We start from the raw sequence: 25,790 nt of genomic DNA, 5'->3' as shown, positions 1-25,790 counted from the left end.
CCTAAGCCTTTGCCAGCCGGCGTTTGATCCGCAGCATCGCCAGCGCCGCGCGCGCGGCGTCGCCGCCCTTGTTCAACTCGCTGGCGCGCGCCCTCGCCCAGGCTTGAGCCTCGGTATTTACGGTAATGATGCCGTTGCCGAGCGGCAGCTTTCGCGCGACCGCAAGGTCCATCAGGGCGCGCGAGGATTCGATCGAGACGATCTCGAAATGGATGGTGTCGCCGCGCACCACGCAGCCGAGCGCAATCGCCGCATCATACGGCTTGCCGTTCCGGTCGGCGGCATCGAGCGCGATCGCGATCGCGGCCGGAATCTCCAGCGCGCCCGGCACGGTGATGACGTCGTGCGTCACGCCGGCGGCCTTCAGCTCGGCGACGGCGCCTTCCAGCAGCGCGTCCTGAATGTCGTCATAGAACCGCGCCTCGACGATCAGCGCGCGCGCGCCTGTGATGTCGGTCTGGTCTTTCAGCGGTGCGCGCCGTGCGTCTGCCATCAACTATCTTCCGTCTTGCTCGGTCCTCATCCTGAGGAGCGGCCTCATGGCCGCGTCTCGAAGGATGGGTTTACTTCCGGGCCTCATGGTTCGAGACGGCGCAAGTGCGCCTCCTCACCATGAGGGGTTGGGCCGGCGTTTTAAGCGCCGTATGTTACCCTGTCACTTCATTTCCGACAGCCGCGCCGCATAGCGGGCCATCAGGTCGACCTCGATATTGACCTCGCTGCCTGCTGCCCAGCCGCCAAGCGTGGTGACGCTGAGCGTGTGCGGGATAATCAGCACCGAAAATGTGACATCCTCGACCGTATTCACGGTCAGCGATACGCCATCCAGCGTCACCGAACCTTTGGCGGCGATGAAACGCGCCAGCTCTCGCGTGGTGCGCAGTTCGAACCGCGCCATATCGGGCAGATCGTCGCGCCTGACGATGGTGGCCACGCCGTCGGCATGGCCGGCGACGATATGGCCGCCGAGTTCATCGCCGATCTTCAGCGCGCGTTCGAGGTTGAGCTTTGTTCCCTTGGCCCAATGCTTGGCCGTGGTCATGCCGAGCGTTTCCGCGGCGGCATCGACGTCGAACCAGGTCTTGCCGCCTTCGACGCTGGAAGCGACTACCGTCAGGCAGACGCCATTGCAGGCAATCGAGGCCCCGTCGGCGATGGTCGTCTGGTCGTAGCGGCAGGCGATCCGCATCCGGTGCAACTGCCCCTGCGCCGTTGGCGTCAGTGCGACGATTTCGCCGATGTCGGTGACAATTCCGGTAAACATTCAAGCGCGCTCGTAAATCGTGAGAGTGTCGTTGCCCAGGCTTTCGCTAGCACGTGGCTTGAACACGGGCGACCCGGTGAGAGTCGACAGCGGTAATGCGTCCAGCGCGGGGATGCCGTCAGCACCCACCTTATCAGGACCGCGCAACAGCCAGATTTCATCGACCAAGCCGCTCGCGACGAAGGACGACGCTACCCGCGATCCACCCTCGACCATCAGCCTGGTGATGCCCTTGTCGGACAGCGCGTGCAGCACCGCAGATAAATCCAGCCCCGGCTGCGCGGTAGCTGCAACGCGCATTACCTGCGCGCCCGCCGCACCGAGTTTCATGGCCGCAGGAGCTTCGGCGAAGTCCGACGTCATGACCCAGAGCGGCGTCTGCCGCGCGGACTGAACGAGCTTGCTGGTGCCGGGCAGCCGCAGCGCGCGATCCAGCACCACGCGCACCGGCGACCGCGCTTCCATCCCTGGCAGGCGGCAAGTCAGGAGCGGATCGTCCGCCAGCACGGTGCCGATGCCGACCAGGATCGCGTCGCATTGCGCGCGCAACAGATGCACCTGCGTTCTCGCGGCCTCGCCCGTAATCGCAACGGGCTTGTGGCCGGCGGCAGCGATCTTGTCGTCGGCGGAGACGGCGAGTTTCAGGATCACATGCGGGCGCTTGTCGCGGACGCGGCGGAAATGGCCGGCGTGATCGCGCGCGGCTTCCTGAGCACCGAGCCCGACATCGACGGATATCCCGGCCGCGCGGAGTTTTGCATGCCCCTGCCCGGCCACCTCCGGATTGGGATCCTCGATCGCCGACACCACGCGCGCAATGCCGGAGGCGATCACAGCATCGACGCAAGGCGGCGATTTGCCGAAATGCGAACAGGGCTCCAGCGTCACATACAGCGTCGCGCCACGCGCCGCCTCGCCGGCACGTTTGAGCGCCTCCGGCTCGGCATGCGGTCGCCCGCCCGGTTGCGTCCAGCCGCGCCCGACGATGACGCCATCCTTCACGACGACCGCCCCGACGGCCGGGTTGGACCAAGTGCGCCCCAGTCCGCGCCGGCCGAGCGACAGCGCAAGCTGCATGAAGCGCTGGTCCGCCGCTTTGGACTCCCTGATCTTCTGTCCGTACTGGTCTTCCAGGATGCGGAAGATCATTTGCGCAACGTGGCGATCCGCGCTTCGTCCTCGCCTGAGAGCTCGCCGAGCACGGTCTCAAAATCCTTGGCCTCGCGGAAATTGCGGTAGACGGAGGCGAAGCGCACATAGGCAACGTCGTCGAGCTGGCGCAGATGCTCCATCACGATCTCGCCGATCGCCTCCGAGGAGACTTCCGCCTCGCCGCCGCTCTCGAGTTCGCGCACGATCGCCGAAACCATCTTCTCGACCCGCTCAGGGTCGACCGGGCGCTTGCGCAAGGAGATCTGCAGCGAGCGGACCAGCTTGTCGCGGTCGAACGGCACCCGGCGCCCGTTGCGCTTGATGACCGTCAGTTCGCGCAACTGCACCCGCTCGAAGGTGGTGAAGCGGAAGTTGCAGGCGATGCATACCCGCCGCCGCCGGATCACGGCCGAGTCTTCGGTCGGACGCGAATCCTTCACCTGCGTATCGAGACTGTTGCAGCTAGGACAACGCATCCAACGGGACCTTCGACTTGCTAGACCTTACTGATAGATCGGGAAGCGGTCGGTGAGCGCCTTCACGCGTTCCTTGATCGCGGCTTCGACCAGCGGCGCCTTGCCGTCCTCCGACTGCGCCAGCGCGTTGAGCACCTCGGCGATCATGCCGCCGACCTGCTTGAACTCGGCGACGCCGAAGCCGCGCGTCGTCGCCGCCGGCGTGCCGAGACGCAGGCCCGAGGTGACGAACGGCTTTTCGGGGTCGAACGGAATGCCGTTCTTGTTGCAGGTGATGGCGGCGCGCACCAGCGCCTTCTCGGAGACGTTGCCCTTCAGCCCCTTCGGCCGAAGGTCGACCAGCATCAGATGGTTGTCGGTGCCGCCGGAGACGATGTCGAGGCCGTGGCCGCGCAGCGTTTCGGCAAGCGCCTTGGCGTTCTCGACGACGTTCTTCGCATAGACCTTGAAGTCCGGACGTAGCGCCTCGGCGAACGCCACCGCCTTGGCGGCGATGACATGCATCAGCGGGCCGCCCTGCAGGCCCGGGAAGATCGCCGAATTCAGCTTCTTGGCGAGCGCCTCGTCGTTGCAGAGGATCAGGCCGCCGCGCGGGCCGCGCAGCGATTTGTGCGTCGTCGTGGTGGTGACGTGGGCGTGCGGCACTGGCGAGGCATGGACGCCGCCGGCAACGAGGCCTGCGAAATGCGCCATGTCGACCAGGAGATAGGCGCCGACGCTATCGGCGATCTCGCGGAAGCGCTTGAAGTCCCAGGCGCGCGAATAGGCCGATCCGCCGGCGATGATCAGCTTCGGCTTTACCTGCTCGGCCTGCTTCGCCACCTCGTCCATGTCGATGATCTGGTCCTCACGCCGCACCGTGTAGTGCGCGGCCTTGAACCACTTGCCGGACATATTGACCGGCGAGCCGTGGGTCAGATGGCCACCGGCCGCAAGATCGAGGCCCATAAAGGTATCGCCGGGCTGCAGCAGCGCCAGAAACGCCGCCTGGTTCATCTGGCTGCCTGAGTTCGCCTGCACGTTTGCAAATTGCGCGCCGAACAGCTTTTTGGCGCGCTCGATCGCCAAGGTCTCGGCAACGTCGACCCATTCGCAGCCGCCATAGTAACGCGCGCCCGGATAGCCTTCCGCGTATTTGTTGGTCATCACCGAGCCCTGCGCTTCCAGCACGGCCCGGCTGACGATGTTTTCCGAGGCGATCAGCTCGATCTCGTGCCGCTGACGGCCGAGTTCGCCCTTGATCGCGGCAGCGATTTCCGGGTCGGCCTCGGCGAGCGTGGCCGTGAAGAACGAGTCGGGCGCGGAGCCGGTCTTGGCGCTGGTGGGCGAGGAGGTCATTGGGCGAAATATCTCCACCGCCGCAGGCCCTTAGGGGCGAAGCGGGCGGGTCTGGTGTGGCGGTCGAAAGAAGCGCCTGCGAGATACCACATCGGCCGGAATTGGCCAAGCATTTGCGGTACAGGGCTGGTATTTATGCAAGATATGGTGGGAATGAAGCCCTATTCGTCGTCGCCCCGGCCTTGAGCCGGGCGTTCCAGTTCACCGTCATTCCGGGATGGTCCGAAGGACCAGACCCGGAATCTCGAGATTCCGGGTTCGCTTCGCGCCCCGGAATGACTGCCTCCCCTCACGCAAACCGGTATGGCCCGCCCTTGGCGACCGAGCGCTGGAACGCCGGGCGGGCGTGCATGCGTTCCAGCCAGGCCGCCAAGTTCCGATATGGCCCGAGCTTGTCGAATACTTTTGCCAGCTCGCCGACAAAGCTCATCTGGATGTCGGCGCCGGTCAGCGACGTTCCGACGAAGAACTCCCGCCCGTTCAGCGCGCGGTCGACATAGCCGAGGTGGTTCGCCAGTTCGCTGTCGATGCGCGGATGCAGCGGCGCACCTGCCTCCTTCAGCCGGCCGACATAGAGGTTCAGCATCAACGGCAACATCGCCGAGCCTTCGGAATAGTGCAGCCACTCGTTGTAGGCCTCGTAGTCCGCGCTGCCGGGCGCCGGCATCATCGCGGGCTTGTCTTTTCCCTGGCCGTAACGGCGGATGATGTAATCGACGATGGCGCCGGATTCGGCGATGGTCATGTCGCCGTCAGTGATGACGGGCGATTTGCCGAGCGGATGAACCTCTTTCAACTCCGGCGGCGCCAGCCGCGTCTCGGCGTTGCGCTGATAACGCTTCAGCTCATAGGGCGTGCCGAGCTCCTCCAGCAGCCACAAAATTCGCTGCGAGCGGGAGTCGTTGAGATGATGGACGGTGAGCATGGGGCTTCCTCTGGTCTTGTTAGAGTGTGGCGGTTCTTGAGGTCCCGTAGGATGGGTGGAGCGAAGCAATACCCATCAATGCCGGTGCACGTGATGATGGGTTTCGCTTCGCTCTACCCATCCTACGCAGATACGCCTTCGCGATCTCGCGACGCATTGCGCCCGAGCTTTGCCATCAACTTCCCGCCCTCTCCAATCAGAGGGCGCAGGGAAGACCGGGTGCTTGCTGCACCCGCGGTCTCGTGTGCAATTGCGCATAGCAAAAGCGCACACGAGCATACAGGTACAGCGGGAGCATCCCGGCCTTCCCTGCGCAATGGCTTTACGGCTTACTTCGTGCTCTTCCCGGAGAACGGCTCTTTTGCCTCCGTCGCTGCGCAAATAGTTTCACGCAGCTTAGCGCCAGCACCGCGACGCCCGAACCACACGACTTCGCCGTACGCTTCCGGCGCGTACGTCTAGCGCGCCATCAGCGTCCATCGCATCTCACCGCACGTTCGTGACGATCGCGACCCGCCCCTCAATTGGGTGAGACGCCCAGTATATGTGACTGATTTGGTCTACGACGAAAGCGGATAATTTTGCGGGATCGGCTGGACACAACATCTAGCTGATTTGCCTGTCGGGCAGCGCGAGAGCTTTGCCGGCCGCGGCGTGAACCAGATCACATGCCGCCGTTTCGACTGAGCTTATAACCGTCCGGGGCTGACAGATGGATTTCCGGACATGGAAAGCTTGCTCCCAGCGAAAGAGCGTCAGGCCAATTCGCGACGCTGGCTGATAGCAGGCTTCCTGATCTACGGCACGATGATCGTCGGTCTTCTGGGATTTTTCGTGATTTTCCCGAATGCCGCCAACGAAACAGAGACCGAAAACGCACGCACTGCAACGGCAACGAAACCGGTGCGATACGAAGGCGTGATCGCCAACTGGAACCGCTATCGCACGAAGGACGCGCGCGCGGACGCACGGTAATTCGAATTGGCTCAATCGAGAACCAGGCGGCCGGCAGGCTCAGTGCGATCGCTTCCGCCTTTGACCACGACGATTTCGCCGCTGGCCGGCGAGACGCCGGTGAGCGCCGAAATGTTCGCGCCGTGCGTCACAATGAGGAGGTTTCCGCGCGACGTCCATTTGGCGATGCGCGCACGCCCTCCCGCCGTTAGTGTCTCTCGTTGATCGCGCAGCACCACGACATTACCGAATGTCGCAACGGTCTCGACCGGCCCAAGGTCCAGCAATTTGGCGGTGTCGATGCATCGGCACCACGGCGAGCTCAAGATCGATTCAAACGCAATCCCTTCCCGCTTGAGCCGCGCACCGATTTTCTCGGCGTCCGCCCTCCCCCTGGCGCTCAGGTTGCGCTGGGTGGCACAGTCTTCAACGCGAAACCCGGGCGGATCGCCGAAGCCTCCCGGCGCATCGGTATGCCGCATCAGCGCGACATGCCCGCCGGCGCGCAACGCCTTCCAGGCATTGGCGGCTTCGTCGGCGGTGGCGATCTGCGCCGAACCGAACAAACCGGTGAGGAGCGCGAAGACGGCAAAGCGAATGCAGGACATGGCAAAGCGGCCTTGCTAAAAATACGCAATCAGGCGTCCCGCGCAGATAACGCCGAGCCACAGCAGGATCGATAGCAGTGCAGTCACCTTGGCTGCGCCGGACGCCTTGTCACCCCAGTGTTCAACATAACGCCATGGAACGGCATGCGCGATCACGATGTTGATCAGCGCCGCACCGATCAGAAGCAGCTTGATCTGGAACGCGGGATTTTTCACGATATGCGAAGCATCGGCGCTGAACAGCAAAAAGCCCATGCTGATCGCGAGCAGAAAGCCCGCACGCGACAAGGGCAGCAGCAATTGCGCCATCGGTTGAATGGCAAGCGTGCGCCCGAGTCCCAGCAGCCTCAAGTCGAGCGCCAGGATCGACCCGACCAGGATCACGAAGCCGATAATGTGCAGAATCTCGACCGCGGGATAAAGCGCCGGCGAAGAGCGCATCGCATGACCGAGCGCGCTTTCCTGCAGGGCCAGGAATATCGATGCGGCCGGCTGGTGTTCCACTGCCCTACCGCAACTCGATACGCTTGCCGTCGAGCACGATATATTCGATCCGCGCCTCGTCCGGCTTGCTGGTGTGCGGATAGCCGAACACGGTGCAGGTCCTGCCGGGAGCGATCAGCTCACGCGTCGCGCCACGCGCCTGCATGCGCGACGGGGGCGCCAGGATGAAGTGCCAGTGCTTGCCATCGACCTCCATCTCGATCTGGCAATGCGGATTCTCGAAGCTGGATTTCAGGATCTTGCCGGTGACGGTGAACGATTTCGACGTGTCGTAGCCGCCCCAGCCGTGATGGGCGATGGCGGAAGCCGGCACAAGACCAGCAGCCAACGACAGAAACAAACGACGGTTGAGTGAGGTCATGGCGAGCCTCCGTCGATCAGAGACACAATCTATGGCGGCGCGCGCGGGGCAGCAAGACTTGCTTCGGAGGCACCAGGTCTGCGCTCGCGTCAAGCCGCGGAAGCAAGGCGTCTTTACGTTACAATCCCGTATACCCCGCCTTCACCGGATCGTTGCTGCCATCGAGCTGGCGTAAATAGGTGAGCCCGCACACCGTCAGCCGGTGCGGATCCGTCTCGCCCGCCTCGACCAGCGTGGTGAGATAGGCAGTGACCTTGGCGCGCGCCTCCTCGCTGGCAGCGGCGCTGCAGTTTAGAAGCAGGTCATAGGTCTGCATGATCCGTTCGATCGCGGCTTCCATGGATTCTCCTGAGTTGCGTGAGCGGGTGATCGTCAGGCCAATGCGCGTGCTTCGAACGTGGCGATCGCCTTATTGGCGAGCCTGAGCCTGTTAAATTCGCCGCGCCGGAACAGCTTCACGATGATTGCGAGCAATCGATCGTCGGTGGCGAGGGTATCGGCAATGGCGCCGCTCTTGCGAAGGTAGTTTGAGGCGATCGCGTAGGCATCGCCCACCACCTCAAAATTCATGACCTGAATTCCGCGCTCGACCAGCATGCCCTCACCTGTTTGGTGGCCGAGCCGATAATTCGCAGGTGCGAAGATGGTTCCATCACGAGAAGAAGGTGGTTCCAATGCGAGAAATCGCAATTTCTCTTTAGGAAACAGTGATAGCTGCCCGGAAATGCGGAGGATTTTCCCTCAAAAGCAAAGCGCACCGGAGCCGGAAGACCGGCGCCGATGCGCGTTGAGCAGGGCTCACTGCCTTGCCAGTTTGTCAGCTTGTTGGCTACCGGTCTTCTAGGCGGCCGGCTTACGAATTCTCAGAGGCGATACAGGATCTGGTCGGTCCAGAACCGCTCGAGGCGGTGCAGCGACTTGTTCAGCGTCGCGAACTCCTCATTCGAGATGCCGCCGACCTGCTCCACCGTCTTGACGTGCTTCTGGTAGAGCGCATCGACGATCTTGCGGATTTCCTGGCCCTGCGCGGTGAGGCGAATGCGGACCGAGCGACGATCGACGCGCGAGCGCTGATGATCGAGGAAGCCGAGCTCGACGAGCTTCTTGAGGTTATAGGAGACGTTGGAGCCGAGGTAGTAACCGCGCGTGCGCAGTTCGCCCGCGGTCAACTCCTTGTCGCCGATGTTATAGAGCAGCAGCGCCTGCACCGAATTGATGTCGGCACGGCCGCGGCGATCGAATTCGTCCTTGATGACGTCGAGCAGCCGGCGATGCAGCCGTTCCACCAAAGTCAACGCTTCCAGATAGAGCGGCTGCACCGGAGTTTGACCGGCAGAGCGTTCAGCGGTTTCCACCGCCGTTGCAACGGCTTTGATCATGACACTTCCCCTGTCGTCGTTTTTCGACTTATTTCGACGAAACTTCTGTCCCGCCTGATAGCTTCAACTTAAGGGGGCGGATTGAAGATCCGCTTAAATAAGACAATAAAGAGATCATGAATTTAACAGAGTGAATTGTGGATTAAGCCCCATGGATCAAGGCTTTTTGCAACATTTCATTGACGCTGGAAGCACCCTGTTCACGCTTCGTCTGCAAGCCTTGTCGCATTCGGAAACAGGTACGTCTGAAATCGAAACGCTCGCGTAAGATGTGTGGTGGAACCCTTTACGGCCTTTAACGGTGATCAAATCGTTACGGAAAAGCTTTTCGAAAATTGTACGGGATCGCGTCGCGGATTCTGCACGCGGATGGATTATGGCGGAAAACTGACGCGTTGAAGCAACGGTGGCTTCATCCTTCGAGACGCGGCCAATTGGCCGCTCCTCAGGATGAGGTCTAGCTTCAGGACGAGGTCTAGCTCGTCCTCATGGTGAGGAGCGCGGCAAGGCCGCGCGTCTCGAGCCATGAGGCCACCGGACGCGCCGCAGGATCCTACGGCGGGCGCTCGCGCGCAGCCATCCAGGCGAGGGCGAGATAGGCGCCGAGCATCACAGCCTCCAGCGCCACCACCGTCAGGCTGCCGCCGTAGATGCCTGGAAACATCAGCTCGATCACCGCCGTCGACACCACCGTGGTGAGCCACACCACCGCGCCCCAAGGCGTCGCGAGCCACAGGCCAACGGCGCCGACAAGTTCGATGACGGCGAAATAGACGGTCGCGGTCTGCCAGGCCATCGACTGGTTTTCGAACGCCTCTTCCTCGCCGCCGATGAAACCCGTGACCTGCGCCCAGTGGTACAGGCCCTTCATGATAGACACGACCGCCATGATGCGCAGGAACAGCACCAGCCGACGCGTCCACACATTGTCGTCGGGCTCGATCCGCTCCGACGACATCGCCGCCATGGACATCGCATTGTCCCTGGCATGGTCCCGCCCCTGATCGCGCGCCGAAAGGTCAGACATGGAAGCCGACCCGGAAGCTGATCGGGGGGCTGGCCTCGCAAGTGGGGCGCAATGCGTTCTGGAATCGGCTCATGGCCTGATGTCTTGGCCCGGCGGGACGCTAAAATCAATTGCTGATGAGATGGATCAAGGCTCGGTGACGCGGCAGCGGCAAGGTGCTAGAATTGGAACAAATCAAAACCTTCCCGCCGCCTCAAGGAGTACCGTTGACATGGCGATCAAGTTCGGGCGTCCGATCGAAATGCGCGACGCGCCGCGGCGGCAGACGGCGCTTGCCTCCACCCCGCTCGACCTGACCATCCGCCCCCGCCGCAACCGCAAGGCGGAATGGGCGCGGCGGCTGGTGCGCGAAAACGTGCTGACCACGGATGATTTGATCTGGCCGATGTTCGTGGTCGACGGCCACAACACGCGCACGCCGGTAGCCTCGATGCCCGGCGTCGACCGCCTCACCGTCGATCAGGCGGTGCGCGACGCCGAGCGCGCGGCAAAACTGAGCATCCCCTGCATCGCACTGTTTCCCTATACCGAGCCGTCGCTCCGCGACGAGCACGGCTCCGAGGCGCTGAACCCGAACAATCTGGTCTGCCAGTCGGTGCGCGCGATCAAGAAGGAATTCCCCGAGATCGGCGTGCTGTGCGACGTCGCGCTCGATCCCTTCACCAGCCACGGCCATGACGGGCTGATCGAGGACGGCAAAATTCTCAACGACGAGACGGTGGCGGTACTGGTGAAACAGGCGCTGGTGCAGGCAGAAGCCGGCTGCGACGTCATCGCGCCATCCGACATGATGGACGGCCGCGTCGGCGCGATCCGCCAGGCGCTGGACGAGGCAGATTTTCTCGACGTGCAGATCATGGCCTATGCGGCGAAATACGCTAGCGCCTTCTACGGCCCGTTCCGCGACGCCATCGGCTCCGCCAAAACGCTGACCGGCGACAAGCGCACCTACCAGATGGACAGCGCCAATTCCGACGAAGCGCTGCGCGAGGTCGAACTCGACATCGCCGAAGGCGCCGACATGGTGATGGTGAAGCCCGGAATGCCCTATCTCGACGTCGTGCGGCGCGTGAAAGACACGTTTGCGATGCCGACCTTCGTCTACCAGGTATCCGGGGAATACGCGATGATCGCCGGAGCGGCGGCCAATGGCTGGATCGACGGCGACCGCGCGATGATGGAAAGCCTGCTCGGCTTCAAGCGCGCCGGCGCGGACGGGATCTTGACGTATTTTGCGCCGAAGGCCGCAGAGAGGTTGAGAAAGGGCGAGTAGCGAATAGCGAGTAGCGAATGGGTGTTCCTGGTCGCTACTCGCCACTCACTATTCGCCATTCGCCGCTCAATATTGCTCGCTGTTAATGGTCACAGGCCCTTGGCGCGGGCGCGGCCGGTTCCCATGTGTCGTCAGGAAATATCGGCCTGGAGGACGGACCATGTCTTATAGCGGCTCTGGCAATACTGGCGGCGGCCCTCAAAGTGCTGGCGGCGGCTGGCGGAACGACGGTGGAGTGCCGCCGCATGCGTTCGATCCCTATTCGCAGCCGGAACTGTTTCGCGGCGTGCTCACGCGGCGGGTATTTGCGTTCCTGATCGACCTCGTCGTGCTGTCGGTGCCCGTCATCCTCGGCTACATCTTCATCGGCCTGTTCGGCATCATCACGCTCGGGCTCGGCTGGTTGCTGTTCTGGCTGGCGTGGCCCGCCACCATCGTGTGGGCGATCGTCTATTACGGTACCTCGATCGGCGGCCCGCATTCGGCGACGCTCGGCATGCGCGCGATGGATCTGGAGCTGCGCACCTGGTACGGCGAGCCGGGCTATTTCGTACTCGGTGCCTGCCATGCCGTGCTGTACTGGGTCTCGATCTCATTCCTGACGCCGCTGGTGCTGCTGGTCGGCCTGTTCAACAGCCGCCGCCGGCTGCTGCACGACATCATCCTGGGAACCGTGGTCATCAACAGCTCGGTTCGTACCCAGGTAGTTCCTTTGCCGCGCAGCAGCTATTGAGCGAGCAGCAAACTATTTGACCGTCCGCCTTCGGGGCGCGATGCTAGAGTCGGTCGGGCCCCCAAGATGAAATCGGGGCCGGGCCGGCGCTTTTTTCGTTCCGATGCGTTTTCTTAACGCGAACCGGTGTCTACTGCGTTGGAAAGCGCTATGGTTGATTTGTTTCGGAGGCGTGACGACCCGACGTGACCCAGCACTCGCGTGATACCCCGCAATTCTACCTGACGGCGCCCTCGCCCTGCCCCTATCTGCCGGGCCGGCACGAGCGCAAGGTGTTCACGCATCTGGTCGGCGACAAGGCCGGCGACCTCAACGACCTCCTGACCCATGGTGGCTTCCGCCGCAGCCAGTCGATCGCTTACCGCCCGGCCTGCGACCAGTGCCGGGCCTGCGTCTCCGTGCGCGTCATCGCCAACGAATTCCGCCCCTCGCGCAACTTCAAGAAGGTTTTGGCGCGCAACGCCGACATCGTCGGCGAGCAGCGCAGCGCGGTGCCGACGTCGGAGCAATACTCCGTGTTCCGCGCCTACCTCGACAGGCGCCACCGCCATGGCGGCATGGCCGACATGACCGTGCTCGACTACGCGATGATGGTGGAAGACAGCCATGTCGAGACCCGCATCATCGAATACCGCAAGCGCGGCGTCGACACCGGTATCACCGGCCGCGGCGAGGAGCTGGTCGCGGTGGCGCTGACGGATGTGCTCAGCGACGGGCTATCGATGGTGTACTCGTTTTTCGAGCCGTCGCAGCACAGCCGCTCGCTCGGCACCTTCATGATCCTCGATCACATCACCCGCGCGCGGCGGCTCGGGCTGCCTTACGTCTATCTCGGCTATTGGATCGAGGGCTCCAAGAAGATGGATTACAAGGGCCGCTTCCTGCCGCAGCAGCGGCTGGCTCCGTCAGGCTGGCTGCGGGTAGATGCGACCGGCGAAATGCTGTCCGAGCCGCAGGATTGAAAGGGCGAATGGCGAGTAGCGAATAGCGAATGGGTTATTGCCTTCCCTACTCGCTATTCGCCACTCGCTATTCGCCTCTTCACCCGAAAAACGCCTCGAACAACAGCTTCACGTTCAGCGCCACGATGATTCCGGCGACGATCCACGCCACGGCAGCTACTGCGCGCGGGATGACGAACTTGCCCATCTTGCGGCGGTCGGAAACAAACTTCACCAGCGGGATCACCGCGAACGGCAATTGCATGGACAGCACGACTTGGCTGAACACTAACAATTGGCCGGTGCCGCGCTCGCCATAGAGTGCGGTGACGATCACGACCGGAACGATGGCGACGCCGCGGGTCAATAGCCGCCGCGCCCAGCTCGGCAGCCGCAGGTTCAAAAAGCCTTCCATCACGATCTGGCCGGCCAGCGTCGCGGTGACGGTCGAGTTCAGGCCGGAGGCGAGCAGCGCCACCGCGAACAGCGTCGAGGCAATGCCGAGCCCGAGTAGCGGCGACAGCAGTTCATATGCCTGACCGATCTCGGCGACCTCGGTGCGTCCGCTCGAATAGAAGGTGGAGGCGGCGACGATCAGGATCGCGGCGTTGATGAACAGCGCCAGCATCAAGGCGATGGTCGAATCCGTCGTCGCCCATCTGATCGCCTCGCGGCGGCCCTTGTCGTTGCGCTCATAGGCACGGGTCTGCACGATCGAGGAATGCAGATAAAGATTATGCGGCATCACGGTGGCGCCGATGATGCCGATTGCGATGTAGAGCATCTCCGGATTGGTGACGATCTCGGGCGACGGCACAAACCCCTTCAGAACGGCAGCTACCGGCGGCGCCGCAGCCACGATCTGAATCGAAAAGCAGACCGCGATCACAATTAGCAGCGAGATGACGAAGGCTTCGAGGAAGCGAAAACCCCTGTTCATCAGGAGCAGCAGCAGGAAGGCATCGAGCGCAGTTATCAGCGCGCCCCAGATCAGGGGAATGCCGAACAACAGGTTGAGCGCGATCGCGGTGCCGATCACCTCGGCAAGATCGCAGGCGATGATTGCCGCTTCGCAGACCACCCAGAGCAGGAAGTTCACGGACCGCGAGAAGCTGGCGCGGCAGGCCTGCGCCAGATCGCGATCGGTGACGATGCCAAGCCGCGCGGCGAGCGCCTGCAACAGGATCGCCATCAGGTTCGACATCAGGATGACCGCGAGCAGCGTGTAGCCGAACTTCGAACCGCCCGCGAGGTCGGTGGCCCAATTGCCGGGGTCCATGTAACCGACCGAAACCAGATAGCCGGGGCCGAGGAAGGCCAGCAGCCGGCGCGACCAATGCCCCCCAAAGGGCACCAGGATCGTGGAATTGACCTCGGGCAGGCTCAGCCGGGCGTCGGCGGCGGCGTCAGCGCGCCAACCGGAGGCGGTCGTATCGGCCATCAGTAAACCCTTGGCTTCCGGGCCCAACTCGGGCGTGCGCGCATCCATTTCAGCAAGATGGCCGATCTTCGTTCTTATTGCAACTCATTTGCAACTGCATCTGGCAATCATGTACAATTTGCATTTGGTAATCACGAAAATGATACCGCAGAGCGCCTTGTAAAGCACTGAGGAAGTACTTTATGTTGGTCGCATGATAAAGGTTCCGGTTGAAACCCCGACGGCCACGCTGCGATACGCCCTCGCCCCTGACGAGGCCGGCATCGCCGCCATCGAAGCGACCTTTGGCGCCTATGACCGGATGATGGCGATACTGGCGGAGGTTGCCCCGGTTGGTGCCAACCTCGTCACCCTCCACGCCCAGGCCTATGAGCGGATCCGCACCGAGACCGGACTGCCCGCGCGTCTCGTGACACTCGGCCTGCGCGACCGCGCCAGTTACGTCGCCGGCTCCCCAACGCGCAAAATCCCGCTCGACGACAAGTTGTTTGCGATCAAGGGACCAACTTCACTGACCATTAGCACTGTCCACGGACGTGTCTTGGTGCCGTTTGAAATCCCCGGCTATCTTGCCGGCTGGGATAGCCCTTTCCCGGCTCACCTGGTTTCGGACGGTCGTGCGTACGAAATCCACATCGCCGTCAAATCGAAATCACCACAGCCGGAGGAGAAGACCATGGTTCACGAGGGTATCCTTGCACGTATGGGCAGACTTCTTGCCGCCATTGCCAGCGAGACGATCGACAATGCCGAGAACAGCAACAAGGTCGCGATGGTCAAGCAGGCGATCCGCGAAATCGACGCCGGCGCTGACGAAGCACGCCACGCGCTCGGCAAGTCGCGCGCCGAGGAGTTCCGCCTCAAGCGCCGGCGCGAAGAGCTCGACGCCGAAATTGCCGCGCTGACGGACAAGATTCGTCTTGCGGTTGCAGAAAGCCGCGAAGACCTCGCGCGCGCCGGCGTAGCACGGCAAATTGATCTGGAATCGCAGGGTACCGCGCTGGAGCGCGCGATGGATTTCATCGAACTCGAAATCGACGAGCAGACCAAGGCCTTACAGGCGATGCTTGGCGCGCGGCGTGAAGCCGAGACCCGCCTCGCCGATCTCGAGGCGAGTCTCGAAAAACACGCGCCGCACGAAACCGGACGCGCGGCTGGCGCGACCAAAACCGTGAGTCCCGATCGGGCGATGGCAGCGATCGCACGCGTCACCGGCGTACCCGCTGCAAGCGTGCCCGGCGACAAGGAGCTCGATGAACTCGACCGGTTGCATCGCGAAAAGGAAATCGCGGCGCGGCTTGAAAGGATCAAATCGCAGCAATGAGTGGCGTGTCCGACCTCCTGCTGGCGCCCGACGTACGTCCCTTCGCAATTGCCGCCGCAATCATGCTGGCGCTCGGCGGCATCGAACTGCTGGCGACGCTGGTCGGCTTCTCGATCAGCGAACTGCTCGGCAAGGAAGTCACCGTCGAGGCCGACCACGCCAACGGCCTCGGCGGCCTATTCCTCTGGATCAATGCAGGGCGTCTACCGCTTTTGATCCTGATCATTCTCGCGCTCGGCACGTTCTCGATCGCCGGATTCTTCCTGCAGGGGTTGGCGCACGGCGTGGGGATCTCGCTCCCCGTCTCGATCGCGGCGCTCGCCGCGGCGGCCTGCAGCATTCCGGCCATCCGCGTCACCAGCCGCGGCATCGCCAAGATCATCCCGCGCGACGAAACCTACGCGGTGGACGAGGCCGATTTCATCGGCCATGTCGCCGAGGTTTCGATCGGGCCGCTCGACCAGGGACTGCCCGGCCGCGTCCGTCTCAAGGATGTCTTCGGTAACTGGCATTCTCTGGTGGCGCGCGCCAGTCCCGAATCCACGCCGCTCCCGGTCGGCGCCAGCGTGCTGCTGGTCGACCGTGATGCCAAGAGCTTTATCGCCATTTCCGCACCAGCCGACCTCATTGCGCAACAACGTTCAGACAGGGATTGAACATGTGGGAACTTGCAATACCCGTCACGATTGGCGTTATCGCCGTTCTTGTTATTGGTTTGCTGCTTGCCAAACTGTACCGCCGCTCGACCCGTGATGAAGCCTATGTCCGCACCGGACTCGGCGGCCAGAAGGTCGTGCTCGACGGCGGCTCGATCGTCCTTCCGGTGTTCCACTCCGTCGCCGCGGTCAATCTGAAGACGCTGCGGCTGGAGGTCGCCCGCGGCGGTCCGGACTCGCTGATCACCAAGGACCGCATGCGTGTCGATATCGGCGCCGAGTTCTATCTGCGCGTCAAACCCGATACTTCCTCGATCGCGCTTGCCGCGCAGACGCTCGGCAGCCGCACCCAAAATGCAGGCGAGCTGCGCGAACTGATCGAGGCCAAATTCGTCGACGGCCTGCGTTCGGTAGCCGCCACCATGAACCTCGAGGAGCTGCAGGAGCAGCGCGCGACGTTCGTGAAATCGGTGCAGGACGCCGTCGGCGCCGACATCCAGAACAACGGCCTAGAGCTTGAATCGGTGTCGCTGACCCGTCTCGACCAGAGCGATATCAAGCATTTCAACCCGAGCAACTTCTTCGACGCCCACGGTCTGACGACGCTGACCAAGATCACGCGCGAGCGCGAACAGGAGCGCAACCAGATCGTCCGCACCACCGAGGTCAACATCGCGCAGCAGGACCTCGTCGCCCGCCAGACCACGCTGACGATCGAGGCCACCAAGCGCGAGGCGGAACTGGCGCAGCAACGCGACATCGCCAACAAGACCGCCGCGATGCGTGCGCAGACCGCGCAGGTCGAGCAGACCGCGCTGCAGAACGAGGCCGAGTATCGCATTCAGCAGGAGCTGGCGGTCGCCAACAAGCAGACCGAAGCCAACCAGTTGCGCGACACCAGAAAGATCGAGGCCGATCTCGCGGTGAAACGACGCAATACCGAAATGGAGCGCGACCTGCAGATCGTGGCTCAGGAAAGTGCGATCGCGATCGCCGCCAAGAGCAAGGAGCAATCCGAGGCGCAAACGATTGCCGAAACGGCGCGTGCGCTGGCGATCGCCGCTGAAGAAAAGGTCACCACCGCCAAGGCCGTCGAAATCGCCGAGCGCGACAAGATCATCAACGTGATCGCAGCGCGCAAGGCCGCCGAGACCGAGGCGATGCCGATCACCGTGATGGCGGAAGCCGAGAACCAGGCCGCAAACAACAAGGCGGAAGCCATTACCATGCTGGCCAAGGCCGACGCCGAGGCGGCGACCACCCGCGCGGCCGGCGTCAAATCGCTCGGCCAGGCCGAGGCCGAGGTGGCGGCGTTGAAGGCGGAAGCGCGCAACAAGCTCTCTCAGGCGATGGTCGACTACGATCTCACCATGGCGCGCATCAACATCATCCCGAATGCGCTGGCCGAAGCGGTCAAGCCGATCGAGAAGATTTCCGACATCCGGATCTTCGACACCGGCGGCCTGCTCGGCCGCGGCGGCGGCAATGGCGCGATGAACGGCCATAGCAACGGGCTTGGTTTGGGCGACGGCCTTGCCGCGCAGTTGCTGTCGGTCTCGGCGTTCAAGCCGATCATCGACAAGATTCTCGCCGAGGGCGGCTTCGCCGCCGGTCCGGACGCGCTGACCAGCCTGACCAACGCGCTGGCCGCGCCGCAGCTCGCCAGTCCGGCCGAACTGCCCGCCGCAATAGATGATGATGAGGTGGCGACACCGCCCGCGACCATCTCGGGAACGGGCAAAGCGACACTGGGGCCCAAGTCGTAGCCAAGCAGAAGCCGCCGAAACGCCGTTCAAATCGAGGCCTGCCGCCATTCGCGCGGCGGGCCTTTTTCTTGGAGTCCTCCTCATCTGTCAGTTGTCGGGAAGCACGGGCTGCTGGCGGTCTGCACTTCCTTATTGCAAATGCCTCTCATTCGTGACACCAATTGCAACTAATTCGCAATTGCAACTGAGGGAGCATCCGGATGCGTCAGTTCAAGCGGACTTGGGAGGCACACCAAGACAGAAACGACGATTTTCACTTCGGCGATTTTCTCGGCCATTTTCATGTGCCGCACCGACCGCACGGCTCGCATGGCCCGGGTGAGCACCATGGCCCTCGGCCGTGCCCACCGGATCCGAAGCCGGCAAAAATCGAATACCGCAGCTTCGACGGTTCGCAGAACAATCAATCCGATTCCACCCTCAACGCTGCCGGAACTGAATTCGCGCGCATCGGTGAAGCGCATTTTGCCGACGGCATCTCCGTTCCGCTCGGCGGCAACAATCCCCGCACCATCAGCAATCTTGTGGTCGGCGCGGGCGATCCTGATGTGGCGAACCCGGAAGGCGTGTCCGCCTTCATGTACGCATGGGGCCAGTTCATCGATCACGACATGACGTTGACCAAGACCGATGGCGTCAGCGATATCAGCGTCGTGGTGCCCGCCGGCGATCCCGTATTTTCTGCCGGCACCATCATTCCGATCACCCGCGCCGTCACCGATCCCACGACCGGTGCGGGCACGTCCAATCCTGCGATGGCGCTCAATTCCAATACCGCCTGGCTAGACGCCTCGATGGTCTACGGATCCAACGCCGCGACGGCCGCCAGCCTGCGCACCGCCGACGGCCACATGTTGACTTCGGCGGGCAACAATCTGCCTATCATCAGCGGCATGGTCGTAGCGGGTGACGCCCGCGCCGCAGAAAATCCAGCGCTCACCGCGCTGCACACGCTGTTCGTGCGCGAACACAACTATTGGGTCGACAAACTGCACCTTGAGCACCCGAAATGGAGCGGCGACCAACTCTACAATCACGCGCGCGCTATCGTGACGGCGGAAATCGCCAACATCACCTGTTCGGAATTCCTGCCCAACCTCGTCGGCAAGAATGCGCTGACGCCCTACGACGGCTATGATCCCAACGTCGATCCTCATCTGACGCTGGAATTCGTCGCCGCGGCGTTCCGCTTCGGGCATTCGATCGTGTCAGGCGAAACTGAGGGCCTTGAGGAAAACGGCGAAGTCATCGCCGGCTCCGAGGAAGACCTGAAGGATGTGTTCTTCCAGCCGGCGGCAAATTTCAATGACAATGGCGGCACCGACGGACAATTGCGCCACCTGGCCGCCGATCCGTCACAGGCACTCGATGCGCGCATCGTCGACGATCTGCGCAATTTTCTTTTCGATCCACCGGTGTCGATGGATCTCGCGGCGATCAACATACAGCGCGCACGCGACCTCGGCCTCGGCACGCTCAACCAGACCCGTGAAGCACTCGGCCTCGACCCCTACACGGATTTCAGCCAGATCACGAGCGACCCGGAGACGTTGGCCGGACTGAAAGCAGCTTACGGCCACGTCAATAACGTCGGCCTGTGGACCGGCGGCTTGTCGGAGAATCATGTCCCCGGCGCGCTGGTCGGCGAAACCTTCCAGGCCATCATCACGATGCAGTTCGAGGCGTTGCGCGATGGCGACCGGTTCTGGTTCGAAAATCAAGGATTTGATGCCAAGACATTATCCGAGATCAAAGGCACGACGCTGGCTGATATCATTTTGCGCAATACCGACACCGAGCATATCCAGGACGACGTCTTCGTCACCTATACGCGGCACACCGGCCTTGCCGGCGGAGTGGAGTCCGAAGATCCCGAAGCCCGCCAGATCGTCATCGGCTCCGATGGCAACGACACCCTGATCGGCGGTCCGCAGGGAGATTATCTGTTCGCCGGAACCGGCAAGCAGACGATGACGGGAAATGACGGCGCGGATCGCTTCGTGTTTGATTTCGGATCCACCAAAGCTGAGATCACCGACTTCGATCCAGGCGTCGACATGCTGGTGTTTGAGAATGCCGGCCGTCTGGACTTTCGCGATGCGAAGATCTGGGGCGACCATGGGAATACGGTGGTTCAGATCGGTGACGACCGGATCGAACTCACCGACGTGCGGCCCCATGAACTTACAAAACACGATTTCCTGTTCGACGTTTAATGCGAATTCACCAAGCAACTTCTGCGGTTTGGCGCGATCCTTCTTACCCGGAGCGACGCCTCGCCTGCCCGCGACCTTCAACCGCCTGGCGTGGTCAAATCTGGCCGCGCAATCGGCCGAGCAGATTGCGCTGGCCGCCACCCCCACGGCGTCGGCGAAGGCTGCTGCTCGACAGCGGCGCGTTCCGCGGCACGCTGTAACCACGCAGCCTGCCGCTATCTTTGGGCTGTAGTGCCCGCGGTTGTCGCGGGCATCCACTCCCTTGCATCGCGTAACCACGTGGGTGGCCGGAACAGGTCCGGCCACCGCGCATGTTTATTTGGTATCGGCGCTCAGCGTTTGTCCATCGTCAGCTTGCGAATCCGCTGCGCAAATGGGCCAACGACACCCACGAAAGGTTTCCCGCCTTCCCGCAGCGCCAAGATCTCCTTGCGTTGCTCCTCAATCAGCTCAAGCAAGGCCTTTTTCTGCTCGGCGTTTAGACCCGTCGCGCTCTCGGTGCGCTGGCGCGTGCCATCGAGAATCGTCTTGATCTCCGCCTCGGGGATCGTCGCAAAGAACCCCTTCATCGTTTCGTCTACTGCGGCTTTCCAGCTCTTCTGATCGAATCCCGTCTTGGTAATTAATTTTTGGCTGGCAGCATCCTTCTCGAACCATTCGTCGGCTTCGTCATCGTCGTACGCGAAATCGCCAAACTCGGTCTTCAGCTTCTCGATAAGGTCAACGACGGTGGCCGCCTCGCGAGAGGTCAATGCCAACGCGACCTTGTCGAATTTGGCCACACTCAATGCAGCGAGCAAAGCAAAGGCAATTGCGACAGCCGCCGCTGCCCGTGAGGGGAAACCCTGCATTTTCAATTTACTCCTGTTAATTCCAATGAACGATCCCACCCACCTCACGGACGTGCTCACCGAATCAACAGGTAGCTCGCAAGGAAGTCGCGCCACCTGCCACTGCGCATAAAATGGCCCAAATTGTCAATTCGTCCGCGCCGCTTGCGATGCCGGACGACACCAGCGCAACGCCTTGCGGTGCCCACGCGCGGCGATTTCTGTCGCGGGGGACTGTGTGCTTCCGACGCGTTTTTATTAGCAAAAGCTTGTCGGGAAACGGGTGGGTTGGATCGTCCTTGGACCAGACAATGGGTCAGATCGAATCTAAGGGAATACTGCCATGTCACCCGACCCGACCCCTCGCCTGCCCGCGACGTTCAACCGTCTGGCCTGGTCGAACCTCGCTGCGCAATCGGCCGAGCAGATCGCGCTGGCCGCAGCGCCGATCGTTGCGGTGCTGCTGCTTGGCACAGGCGAAGGCCAGACGGGCCTGTTGCAGACCGCGCTGACGCTGCCCTTCATCCTGTTTGCGATTCCCGCCGGTCTCCTTGCCGACCGCATCTCGCGGCGCTGGGTGATGGCGGCCTCCGAAGCGCTGCGGGCGGCCGCGCTTGCGGCGACGCTGCTGCTGATCTGGCTCGGCGCAATCACGCTGCCGCTGCTCTCGCTACTCGGCTTCGTCGCCGTATGCGGCACCGTGGCCTACAGCGTCGCCGCGCCCGCTTTGGTGCCATCGCTGGTCAATTCGGAGCAATTGCCCGCGGCGAACGCGCGGATCGAACTGGCGCGCACGGTGGCGTTTGCCAGCGGCCCCGCGCTCGGCGGCGTGCTGGTCGGATGGGTCGGCGCTGCGCCTGCCTTCGGCTTTGCCGCCGCATTGTCGGTGATGGCCGTCGTGCTGCTGTCGGGCATTTACGAACCGGCGCGCGCGCCTGCGCCGCGCCGCCATCCCCTGCAGGAGATCAGGGAAGGCGCCGCGTTCGTGTTGCATCACGCGCTGCTGCGGCCCGTGTTCATCACGCAGTTCATCTTCAACACGGCGTCGTTCCTGCTGCTGGCCGTGTTCGTGCCCTACGCTGTTCGCCATCTCGGACTATCAGCCACCGGCGTCGGCGTGACGCTCGCGATGTACGGCGTCGGCATGGTGGCAGGCGCACTGTCTGCCACGCGAGTGATGAAACGCCTCGCCTTCGGCACCGTGATCGGGCTTGGCCCCGTCACCGGTTTCGTCGCCGCCGCCGTGATGGCGCTGACGACGATCGTGCCGGCGCCGTGGCTCGCGGGGCTGAGCTTCTTCCTGCTCGGTGCCGGCCCGATCCTGTGGGTGATCTCGACCACGACGCTGCGTCAATCGGTGACCCCGCCGTCGCTGCTCGGGCGCGTCTCCGCCATCAACATCATGAGCTACGGCGCCCGCCCGCTCGGCTCGGCGCTGGGCGCCATCGTCGGCGGCCTCTATGGCGCAGAAGCCTGCCTCTATCTGGCAGCCGCCATCTTCGCCGCGCAGGCGCTGGTGATCCTGCTCTCGCCCGCAGTCTCGCTGGCGCGACAGCCGGACATGGTGGGCGAGCCGGCATGTTAGCCGAGCAAGTAGTGCTCGTGTCCCGGACGCGGTGCAGCGCTTCTTCAGCGGTGCACCGCAGAGCCGGGACCCACGCCGCAGAAAGGTAGGCCCCGGCCCTGCAGCGCATCACTTCGTGCTGCGCAGCGTCCGGGCACGGGACCGTTAAGCCGCCTTGATATCGCCGGCGGCCTGCTGAACGCCGATCATATTCACCGAGACTTCGGCTGCAGGCACCAATCAAAACTGTCGTTGCGAGCAACGACGACGCAAGCAATTCATTCTCTCCGCGGCACGATCGATTGCTTCGCGGAGCCTGTCATCGGGCGCGCATGCGCGCGACCCGTTGGGTCGCAATGACGGTCTTTTCGAGCACTTTCTTCCAATTCCATCTGAGGCTCATTGCCGCTTCCTTATCCTACTTTATATGATATACATCATCTCATATCAAAGCAGGAACCCTCATGGCCGACCAGACTGCAGCAATCGACACCCGCCCTCGTTCGGAAGCCTCTTCCACTGTCCTACAGATCGCTGTTCTGGCGGGCCTCGCCGCCACGGGAACGCTCGCCACCAACATCCTGCTACCATCGCTGCCGCAGATGGCGGCGTCGCTCAACGTCACGAGCGCGGCGGTCACCGCAGCGATCACGGTCTTCCTTGCGGCGTTCGCGGTCGGCCAGCTCGTGGTCGGGCCGATCTCGGACCGCTATGGCCGCCGTTGGCCGGTCTTGGCCGGATTTGCAATCTTCTTCGCCGGCAGCGTCTGGTGCGGCCTCGCCAATGATTTGCCGAGCCTGCTCATTGGCCGTGTCATCCAGGCGGCGGGCGCCTGCGCAACTTCGGTGTTGTCCCGCGCCATTGCCCGCGACCTGTTTTCCGGCGCGGCCCTCGCCCGCGCGATGGCGCTGATCATGATCGCAATGTCGGCAGCGCCGGGCTTCTCGCCGCTGCTCGGCGGCGCGCTCGACCACGCTTTCGGCTGGCGCTCCGAATTCGCATTCCTTGCGGCTTTCGCCGGTCTCGGCGCCCTCGCCTACGGCATGGTGTTTGGCGAGACCCACCTCGCAACACGCACCCCGCTCGATCCGCAGGCGATTGCAAAAACCTACCTCGCCCTGCTCCGCGACCGCCGCTTCGTGGTACCGGCGGCAACCGTCAGCCTGATTCTGGGCGCGCTGTTCTCGATTTTCTCCGCCGCGCCCCGCGTGCTGATCGAAGCGATGCATTTTACGCCGATTCAACTCGGCCTGTTCTTTGCGGGCACGGTGCTGATCGTGTTCGCCGCCGGCATGCTCGCGACCCGGCTGGCGCCACGCTATGGGCTCGATCGTTCGATCCGGGGCGGACTGTTCGCCGCCGCCGCCGGCAGCCTCGCGATGCTGCTGGTCTCGCTATACACGCCTTCCTTCCTGCCGTTTCTTGCGGCCATGAGCGTGTTCCTGCTCGGCATGGGCATCGTCAGCCCGTTAGGCACGGCGCAGGCGCTGTCCCCGTTCGGCGACAAAGCGGGCGCGGCATCGGCGCTCATCGGCTTCTCGCAGATGATGACGGCCGCGATCGGCGTCTGGCTCGCGGCGACGATTTCTCCCAACGCGCTGTTCGCGCTTGGCGTCGTGCTGGTGGTATTCTCGCTGCTTGCCGTCGCGCTTTACACACGGCGAGCGAGACCAAGTTAGGACGCCAGATACCGCTCGTATTTCCCACCCACCACCTCATCCGCGGCAATATCCGGATCGAGCGTGTAAAGATCCTGCGCGCGGCCGATGCCGCGCAGCGCGTAGCGGCCGGTCGACACCAGATAGTTTCGCCCCGCGGCATCGAGACCTCCGCGGAACGCCGACGACATCAGCAATTCGCGGTCGACCGAGCGGCACATCGAGGCGATGCGGCTGACTTCGTTGACGGCAGGTCCCACCACCGTGAAGTCGAGCCGGTCGTCGCTGCCGATATTGCCGTAAAAGACCTCGCCGACATGCAGGCCGACATGTGCTGACGTGACCGGCCGGTTCTCGGCCGTGCGGCGGGCATTCAGCGTCCTCATGTTGCGGCGGAAGCGATGTTCAGCGCGCAGCGCTGCGCGGTTTGCCTTCGCCATGTTCTCATGGGTGAACATCGCCAGCACGCCGTCGCCGATCAGCTTCATCACCTCGCCGCCGGCATCATGAATGGCGTCGATCGAGGCCTGCGCATAATCGTTGAGGAACGGGATGATCTCGCCGGGATCGATGCTCTCGCTGATCGCCGTCGAGCCGCGCAGGTCGGAGAACCACAGCACCGTGTTGATCCGCTCGGTGACGCCGCGCGTGATGCGGCCGCGCAGCACCTGCTCGGCGGTGTCGCGACCGAGATAGACCCGGCCCAGCGTCTTGGTGATGTCGGCCTGCGCTGCGGATTTGATCGCCAGCCCCAGCACCGGCACGAGGTCGCGGAGCGCAGCGAGTCCGTGCGCGCCAAACCCCTCGTCGCGCCGTGTCACCCAATAGGAATAGACGCAGTCCATCTGCCCCATGGTGCCGGCCTCGCCGAACTGGTGCACATAGGCCACCAGATGCTTGTGGCCTTTCTCGGCGAGCTCGCCCATGAATTTGAAGTTGTAGGAGGCGCGCTTGGCGAGGTCGAGCGGCAGCTCTTCATGGCCGTTCTGGAGCATGTAGTAGAAGATCGAACTCCGCCAGGCCTCCGCGGCTTCGCCCTCGTTGGTCGAGCCATATTCGAACGCGTCGCTTTCGTTGGTCTCGGCGTCGTTCCAGCGAAAGCCGCGGCCTTCGAAAATCGGGTGCAGCGTGTCGATGAAGACCATGCCGCGCGACAGGCCAAGCCCCTCGGCACAGCAGCGTTCGCAGAAACCGCGGATCAGGTCGTTTTGAGGCAGGCCGGTGAGGCCCTGGCCGACCAGCCAGTTCATCAGGCGCAGACGGGGGGTGAGCTCCATGCAGCCATTATGCCGTGCAATCGGGGCGAGTGAAAGGCTAGACGTCCGCAGAAGGCTAGCCGCCACTTGCGTTCCCGGACGCCGCGCAGCGCCATAAGCGCGTTCACGCGCGTCTTCGACGCG

Annotated in this window: 26 protein-coding genes; 10 read left to right on the top strand and 16 right to left on the bottom strand. The window is 63.1% G+C overall.

Translation table 11 applies throughout. The features are described from left to right. Window position 1: 1 nt before the first annotated feature. The 6 genes from ribH to YUO_RS0101475 form a co-directional block, all read right to left on the bottom strand. Entirely contained in the window at window positions 2–493 is a 492-nt protein-coding gene (gene ribH / locus YUO_RS0101500) for a 6,7-dimethyl-8-ribityllumazine synthase (RefSeq protein WP_028345700.1), read from the bottom strand. A gap of 162 nt (window positions 494–655) precedes the next feature. Then, a complete protein-coding gene (locus YUO_RS0101495) occupies window positions 656–1,264 on the bottom strand; it encodes a riboflavin synthase (RefSeq protein WP_028345699.1) in 609 nt (202 codons plus the stop codon). Continuing rightward, window positions 1,265–2,413: a bifunctional diaminohydroxyphosphoribosylaminopyrimidine deaminase/5-amino-6-(5-phosphoribosylamino)uracil reductase RibD gene (ribD, locus tag YUO_RS0101490; protein WP_028345698.1), complete on the bottom strand. Its 1,149-nt coding sequence runs from the start codon at window positions 2,411–2,413 to the stop codon at window positions 1,265–1,267. After that, window positions 2,410–2,892, bottom strand: coding sequence for a transcriptional regulator NrdR (nrdR, locus tag YUO_RS0101485; protein ID WP_028345697.1), 483 nt, complete (start codon window positions 2,890–2,892; stop codon window positions 2,410–2,412). Before nrdR ends, ribD begins: the two co-directional genes overlap by 4 nt. A 27-nt stretch (window positions 2,893–2,919) precedes the next feature. Next, window positions 2,920–4,230 carry a serine hydroxymethyltransferase gene (gene glyA, locus YUO_RS0101480; RefSeq protein WP_028345696.1) on the bottom strand — a complete coding sequence of 437 codons (1,311 nt, stop codon included), beginning with the start codon at window positions 4,228–4,230 and terminating at the stop codon, window positions 2,920–2,922. 289 nt (window positions 4,231–4,519) lie between these two features. Further along, window positions 4,520–5,155: a glutathione S-transferase family protein gene (locus tag YUO_RS0101475; RefSeq protein WP_028345695.1), complete on the bottom strand. Its 636-nt coding sequence runs from the start codon at window positions 5,153–5,155 to the stop codon at window positions 4,520–4,522. A gap of 726 nt (window positions 5,156–5,881) precedes the next feature. Between YUO_RS0101475 and YUO_RS0101470 the strand changes: the two genes are divergently transcribed. Then, on the top strand, window positions 5,882–6,130 hold the full coding sequence (locus tag YUO_RS0101470) for a hypothetical protein (RefSeq protein WP_028345694.1): 249 nt from the start codon (window positions 5,882–5,884) through the stop codon (window positions 6,128–6,130). An 11-nt stretch (window positions 6,131–6,141) separates the two neighbouring features. Here the strand turns inward: YUO_RS0101470 and YUO_RS0101465 are convergent, their stop codons facing one another. From YUO_RS0101465 to YUO_RS0101430, 7 genes are all read right to left on the bottom strand, one after another. Continuing rightward, complete coding sequence (locus YUO_RS0101465; RefSeq protein WP_028345693.1) at window positions 6,142–6,717, bottom strand: histidine phosphatase family protein; 576 nt, start codon at window positions 6,715–6,717, stop codon at window positions 6,142–6,144. Window positions 6,718–6,732: 15 nt separating this feature from the next. After that, window positions 6,733–7,221 carry a hypothetical protein gene (locus YUO_RS0101460; RefSeq protein WP_051379176.1) on the bottom strand — a complete coding sequence of 163 codons (489 nt, stop codon included), beginning with the start codon at window positions 7,219–7,221 and terminating at the stop codon, window positions 6,733–6,735. 4 nt (window positions 7,222–7,225) lie between these two features. After that, window positions 7,226–7,582 (bottom strand): DUF6152 family protein, encoded by a 357-nt coding sequence (locus YUO_RS0101455; RefSeq protein WP_028345691.1) that lies wholly within the window; start codon window positions 7,580–7,582, stop codon window positions 7,226–7,228. Window positions 7,583–7,700: 118 nt separating this feature from the next. Next, the gene (locus YUO_RS0101450; RefSeq protein WP_028345690.1) at window positions 7,701–7,922 is read right to left on the bottom strand and encodes a hypothetical protein; all 222 of its coding nucleotides are present in this window, start codon (window positions 7,920–7,922) and stop codon (window positions 7,701–7,703) included. Window positions 7,923–7,954: 32 nt separating this feature from the next. Continuing rightward, window positions 7,955–8,179, bottom strand: coding sequence for a hypothetical protein (locus YUO_RS0101445; protein ID WP_028345689.1), 225 nt, complete (start codon window positions 8,177–8,179; stop codon window positions 7,955–7,957). Between the two features lie 266 nt (window positions 8,180–8,445). Further along, window positions 8,446–8,961, bottom strand: a complete 516-nt coding sequence (gene ldtR / locus YUO_RS0101440; RefSeq protein ID WP_028345688.1) for a transcriptional regulator LdtR — start codon at window positions 8,959–8,961, stop codon at window positions 8,446–8,448. A gap of 553 nt (window positions 8,962–9,514) precedes the next feature. Continuing rightward, window positions 9,515–9,988 (bottom strand): DUF6163 family protein, encoded by a 474-nt coding sequence (locus YUO_RS0101430; protein WP_028345687.1) that lies wholly within the window; start codon window positions 9,986–9,988, stop codon window positions 9,515–9,517. 211 nt (window positions 9,989–10,199) lie between these two features. Here YUO_RS0101430 and hemB point away from each other — a divergent pair, with 211 nt between their 5' ends. From hemB to YUO_RS0101415, 3 genes are all read left to right on the top strand, one after another. Beyond that, window positions 10,200–11,261, top strand: coding sequence for a porphobilinogen synthase (gene hemB, locus YUO_RS0101425; RefSeq protein ID WP_028345686.1), 1,062 nt, complete (start codon window positions 10,200–10,202; stop codon window positions 11,259–11,261). Between the two features lie 160 nt (window positions 11,262–11,421). Further along, the gene (locus YUO_RS0101420) at window positions 11,422–11,994 is read left to right on the top strand and encodes an RDD family protein (protein WP_028345685.1); all 573 of its coding nucleotides are present in this window, start codon (window positions 11,422–11,424) and stop codon (window positions 11,992–11,994) included. Window positions 11,995–12,179: 185 nt separating this feature from the next. Beyond that, entirely contained in the window at window positions 12,180–12,956 is a 777-nt protein-coding gene (locus tag YUO_RS0101415) for an arginyltransferase (protein WP_028345684.1), read from the top strand. Between the two features lie 79 nt (window positions 12,957–13,035). On the opposite strand, the gene YUO_RS0101410 is transcribed toward YUO_RS0101415, so the two are convergent. Beyond that, on the bottom strand, window positions 13,036–14,424 hold the full coding sequence (locus tag YUO_RS0101410; RefSeq protein ID WP_028345683.1) for an Nramp family divalent metal transporter: 1,389 nt from the start codon (window positions 14,422–14,424) through the stop codon (window positions 13,036–13,038). A gap of 145 nt (window positions 14,425–14,569) precedes the next feature. On the opposite strand from YUO_RS0101410, the gene YUO_RS0101405 reads away from it, so the two are divergent. The 4 genes from YUO_RS0101405 (at window position 14,570) to YUO_RS39495 (ending at window position 20,338) form a co-directional block, all read left to right on the top strand. After that, window positions 14,570–15,700, top strand: a complete 1,131-nt coding sequence (locus YUO_RS0101405) for a PspA/IM30 family protein (RefSeq protein ID WP_028345682.1) — start codon at window positions 14,570–14,572, stop codon at window positions 15,698–15,700. Beyond that, window positions 15,697–16,356 (top strand): OB-fold-containig protein, encoded by a 660-nt coding sequence (locus YUO_RS0101400; protein ID WP_028345681.1) that lies wholly within the window; start codon window positions 15,697–15,699, stop codon window positions 16,354–16,356. Before YUO_RS0101405 ends, YUO_RS0101400 begins: the two co-directional genes overlap by 4 nt. A gap of 2 nt (window positions 16,357–16,358) precedes the next feature. After that, a complete protein-coding gene (locus YUO_RS39500) occupies window positions 16,359–18,122 on the top strand; it encodes a flotillin family protein (RefSeq protein ID WP_035725736.1) in 1,764 nt (587 codons plus the stop codon). 200 nt (window positions 18,123–18,322) lie between these two features. Then, window positions 18,323–20,338: a peroxidase family protein gene (locus YUO_RS39495; RefSeq protein WP_051379175.1), complete on the top strand. Its 2,016-nt coding sequence runs from the start codon at window positions 18,323–18,325 to the stop codon at window positions 20,336–20,338. A 332-nt stretch (window positions 20,339–20,670) separates the two neighbouring features. Here YUO_RS39495 and YUO_RS39490 read toward each other — a convergent pair whose 3' ends face one another. Next, window positions 20,671–21,189: a hypothetical protein gene (locus YUO_RS39490; protein WP_156908436.1), complete on the bottom strand. Its 519-nt coding sequence runs from the start codon at window positions 21,187–21,189 to the stop codon at window positions 20,671–20,673. Between the two features lie 322 nt (window positions 21,190–21,511). Here YUO_RS39490 and YUO_RS0101380 point away from each other — a divergent pair, with 322 nt between their 5' ends. Together YUO_RS0101380 and YUO_RS39485 are read left to right on the top strand one after the other, a co-directional pair. Then, window positions 21,512–22,753, top strand: a complete 1,242-nt coding sequence (locus tag YUO_RS0101380; protein WP_028345680.1) for an MFS transporter — start codon at window positions 21,512–21,514, stop codon at window positions 22,751–22,753. A 443-nt stretch (window positions 22,754–23,196) separates the two neighbouring features. Beyond that, window positions 23,197–24,411 carry a multidrug effflux MFS transporter gene (locus YUO_RS39485; protein ID WP_051379173.1) on the top strand — a complete coding sequence of 405 codons (1,215 nt, stop codon included), beginning with the start codon at window positions 23,197–23,199 and terminating at the stop codon, window positions 24,409–24,411. Here YUO_RS39485 and YUO_RS0101370 read toward each other — a convergent pair. Then, complete coding sequence (locus tag YUO_RS0101370; protein ID WP_028345679.1) at window positions 24,408–25,667, bottom strand: adenylate/guanylate cyclase domain-containing protein; 1,260 nt, start codon at window positions 25,665–25,667, stop codon at window positions 24,408–24,410. The two genes, YUO_RS39485 and YUO_RS0101370, sit on opposite strands and share 4 nt — an antisense overlap. Window positions 25,668–25,790 lie beyond the last annotated feature (123 nt).

Origin of the sequence: Bradyrhizobium murdochi (assembly GCF_000472965.1) — a bacterium.
Taxonomy (GTDB): Bacteria; Pseudomonadota; Alphaproteobacteria; order Rhizobiales; family Xanthobacteraceae; genus Bradyrhizobium; species Bradyrhizobium murdochi.
Note: the sequence above shows the minus strand (reverse complement) of the source record. Positions and strands in the feature narration are given on the sequence as shown.

Excerpts from the sequence above, each read along its gene's own strand:
- YUO_RS0101370 (WP_028345679.1), bottom strand. The coding sequence starts at position 25,667 with ATGGAGCTCACCCCCCGTCTGCGCCTGATGAACTGGCTGGTCGGCCAG.
- YUO_RS39490 (WP_156908436.1), bottom strand. The coding sequence starts at position 21,189 with ATGCAGGGTTTCCCCTCACGGGCAGCGGCGGCTGTCGCAATTGCCTTT.
- YUO_RS0101475 (WP_028345695.1), bottom strand. The coding sequence starts at position 5,155 with ATGCTCACCGTCCATCATCTCAACGACTCCCGCTCGCAGCGAATTTTG.
- YUO_RS0101445 (WP_028345689.1), bottom strand. The coding sequence starts at position 8,179 with ATGCTGGTCGAGCGCGGAATTCAGGTCATGAATTTTGAGGTGGTGGGC.
- YUO_RS39500 (WP_035725736.1), top strand. The coding sequence starts at position 16,359 with ATGTGGGAACTTGCAATACCCGTCACGATTGGCGTTATCGCCGTTCTT.
- YUO_RS0101465 (WP_028345693.1), bottom strand. The coding sequence starts at position 6,717 with ATGTCCTGCATTCGCTTTGCCGTCTTCGCGCTCCTCACCGGTTTGTTC.
- YUO_RS0101400 (WP_028345681.1), top strand. The coding sequence starts at position 15,697 with ATGAGTGGCGTGTCCGACCTCCTGCTGGCGCCCGACGTACGTCCCTTC.
- YUO_RS39485 (WP_051379173.1), top strand. The coding sequence starts at position 23,197 with ATGGCCGACCAGACTGCAGCAATCGACACCCGCCCTCGTTCGGAAGCC.
- YUO_RS0101450 (WP_028345690.1), bottom strand. The coding sequence starts at position 7,922 with ATGGAAGCCGCGATCGAACGGATCATGCAGACCTATGACCTGCTTCTA.
- YUO_RS0101495 (WP_028345699.1), bottom strand. The coding sequence starts at position 1,264 with ATGTTTACCGGAATTGTCACCGACATCGGCGAAATCGTCGCACTGACG.
- YUO_RS39495 (WP_051379175.1), top strand. The coding sequence starts at position 18,323 with ATGCGTCAGTTCAAGCGGACTTGGGAGGCACACCAAGACAGAAACGAC.
- ribH (WP_028345700.1), bottom strand. The coding sequence starts at position 493 with ATGGCAGACGCACGGCGCGCACCGCTGAAAGACCAGACCGACATCACA.
- YUO_RS0101420 (WP_028345685.1), top strand. The coding sequence starts at position 11,422 with ATGTCTTATAGCGGCTCTGGCAATACTGGCGGCGGCCCTCAAAGTGCT.
- YUO_RS0101455 (WP_028345691.1), bottom strand. The coding sequence starts at position 7,582 with ATGACCTCACTCAACCGTCGTTTGTTTCTGTCGTTGGCTGCTGGTCTT.
- glyA (WP_028345696.1), bottom strand. The coding sequence starts at position 4,230 with ATGACCTCCTCGCCCACCAGCGCCAAGACCGGCTCCGCGCCCGACTCG.
- ldtR (WP_028345688.1), bottom strand. The coding sequence starts at position 8,961 with ATGATCAAAGCCGTTGCAACGGCGGTGGAAACCGCTGAACGCTCTGCC.
- YUO_RS0101430 (WP_028345687.1), bottom strand. The coding sequence starts at position 9,988 with ATGTCTGACCTTTCGGCGCGCGATCAGGGGCGGGACCATGCCAGGGAC.
- YUO_RS0101470 (WP_028345694.1), top strand. The coding sequence starts at position 5,882 with ATGGAAAGCTTGCTCCCAGCGAAAGAGCGTCAGGCCAATTCGCGACGC.
- YUO_RS0101410 (WP_028345683.1), bottom strand. The coding sequence starts at position 14,424 with ATGGATGCGCGCACGCCCGAGTTGGGCCCGGAAGCCAAGGGTTTACTG.
- ribD (WP_028345698.1), bottom strand. The coding sequence starts at position 2,413 with ATGATCTTCCGCATCCTGGAAGACCAGTACGGACAGAAGATCAGGGAG.
- hemB (WP_028345686.1), top strand. The coding sequence starts at position 10,200 with ATGGCGATCAAGTTCGGGCGTCCGATCGAAATGCGCGACGCGCCGCGG.
- YUO_RS0101405 (WP_028345682.1), top strand. The coding sequence starts at position 14,570 with ATGATAAAGGTTCCGGTTGAAACCCCGACGGCCACGCTGCGATACGCC.
- YUO_RS0101380 (WP_028345680.1), top strand. The coding sequence starts at position 21,512 with ATGTCACCCGACCCGACCCCTCGCCTGCCCGCGACGTTCAACCGTCTG.
- nrdR (WP_028345697.1), bottom strand. The coding sequence starts at position 2,892 with ATGCGTTGTCCTAGCTGCAACAGTCTCGATACGCAGGTGAAGGATTCG.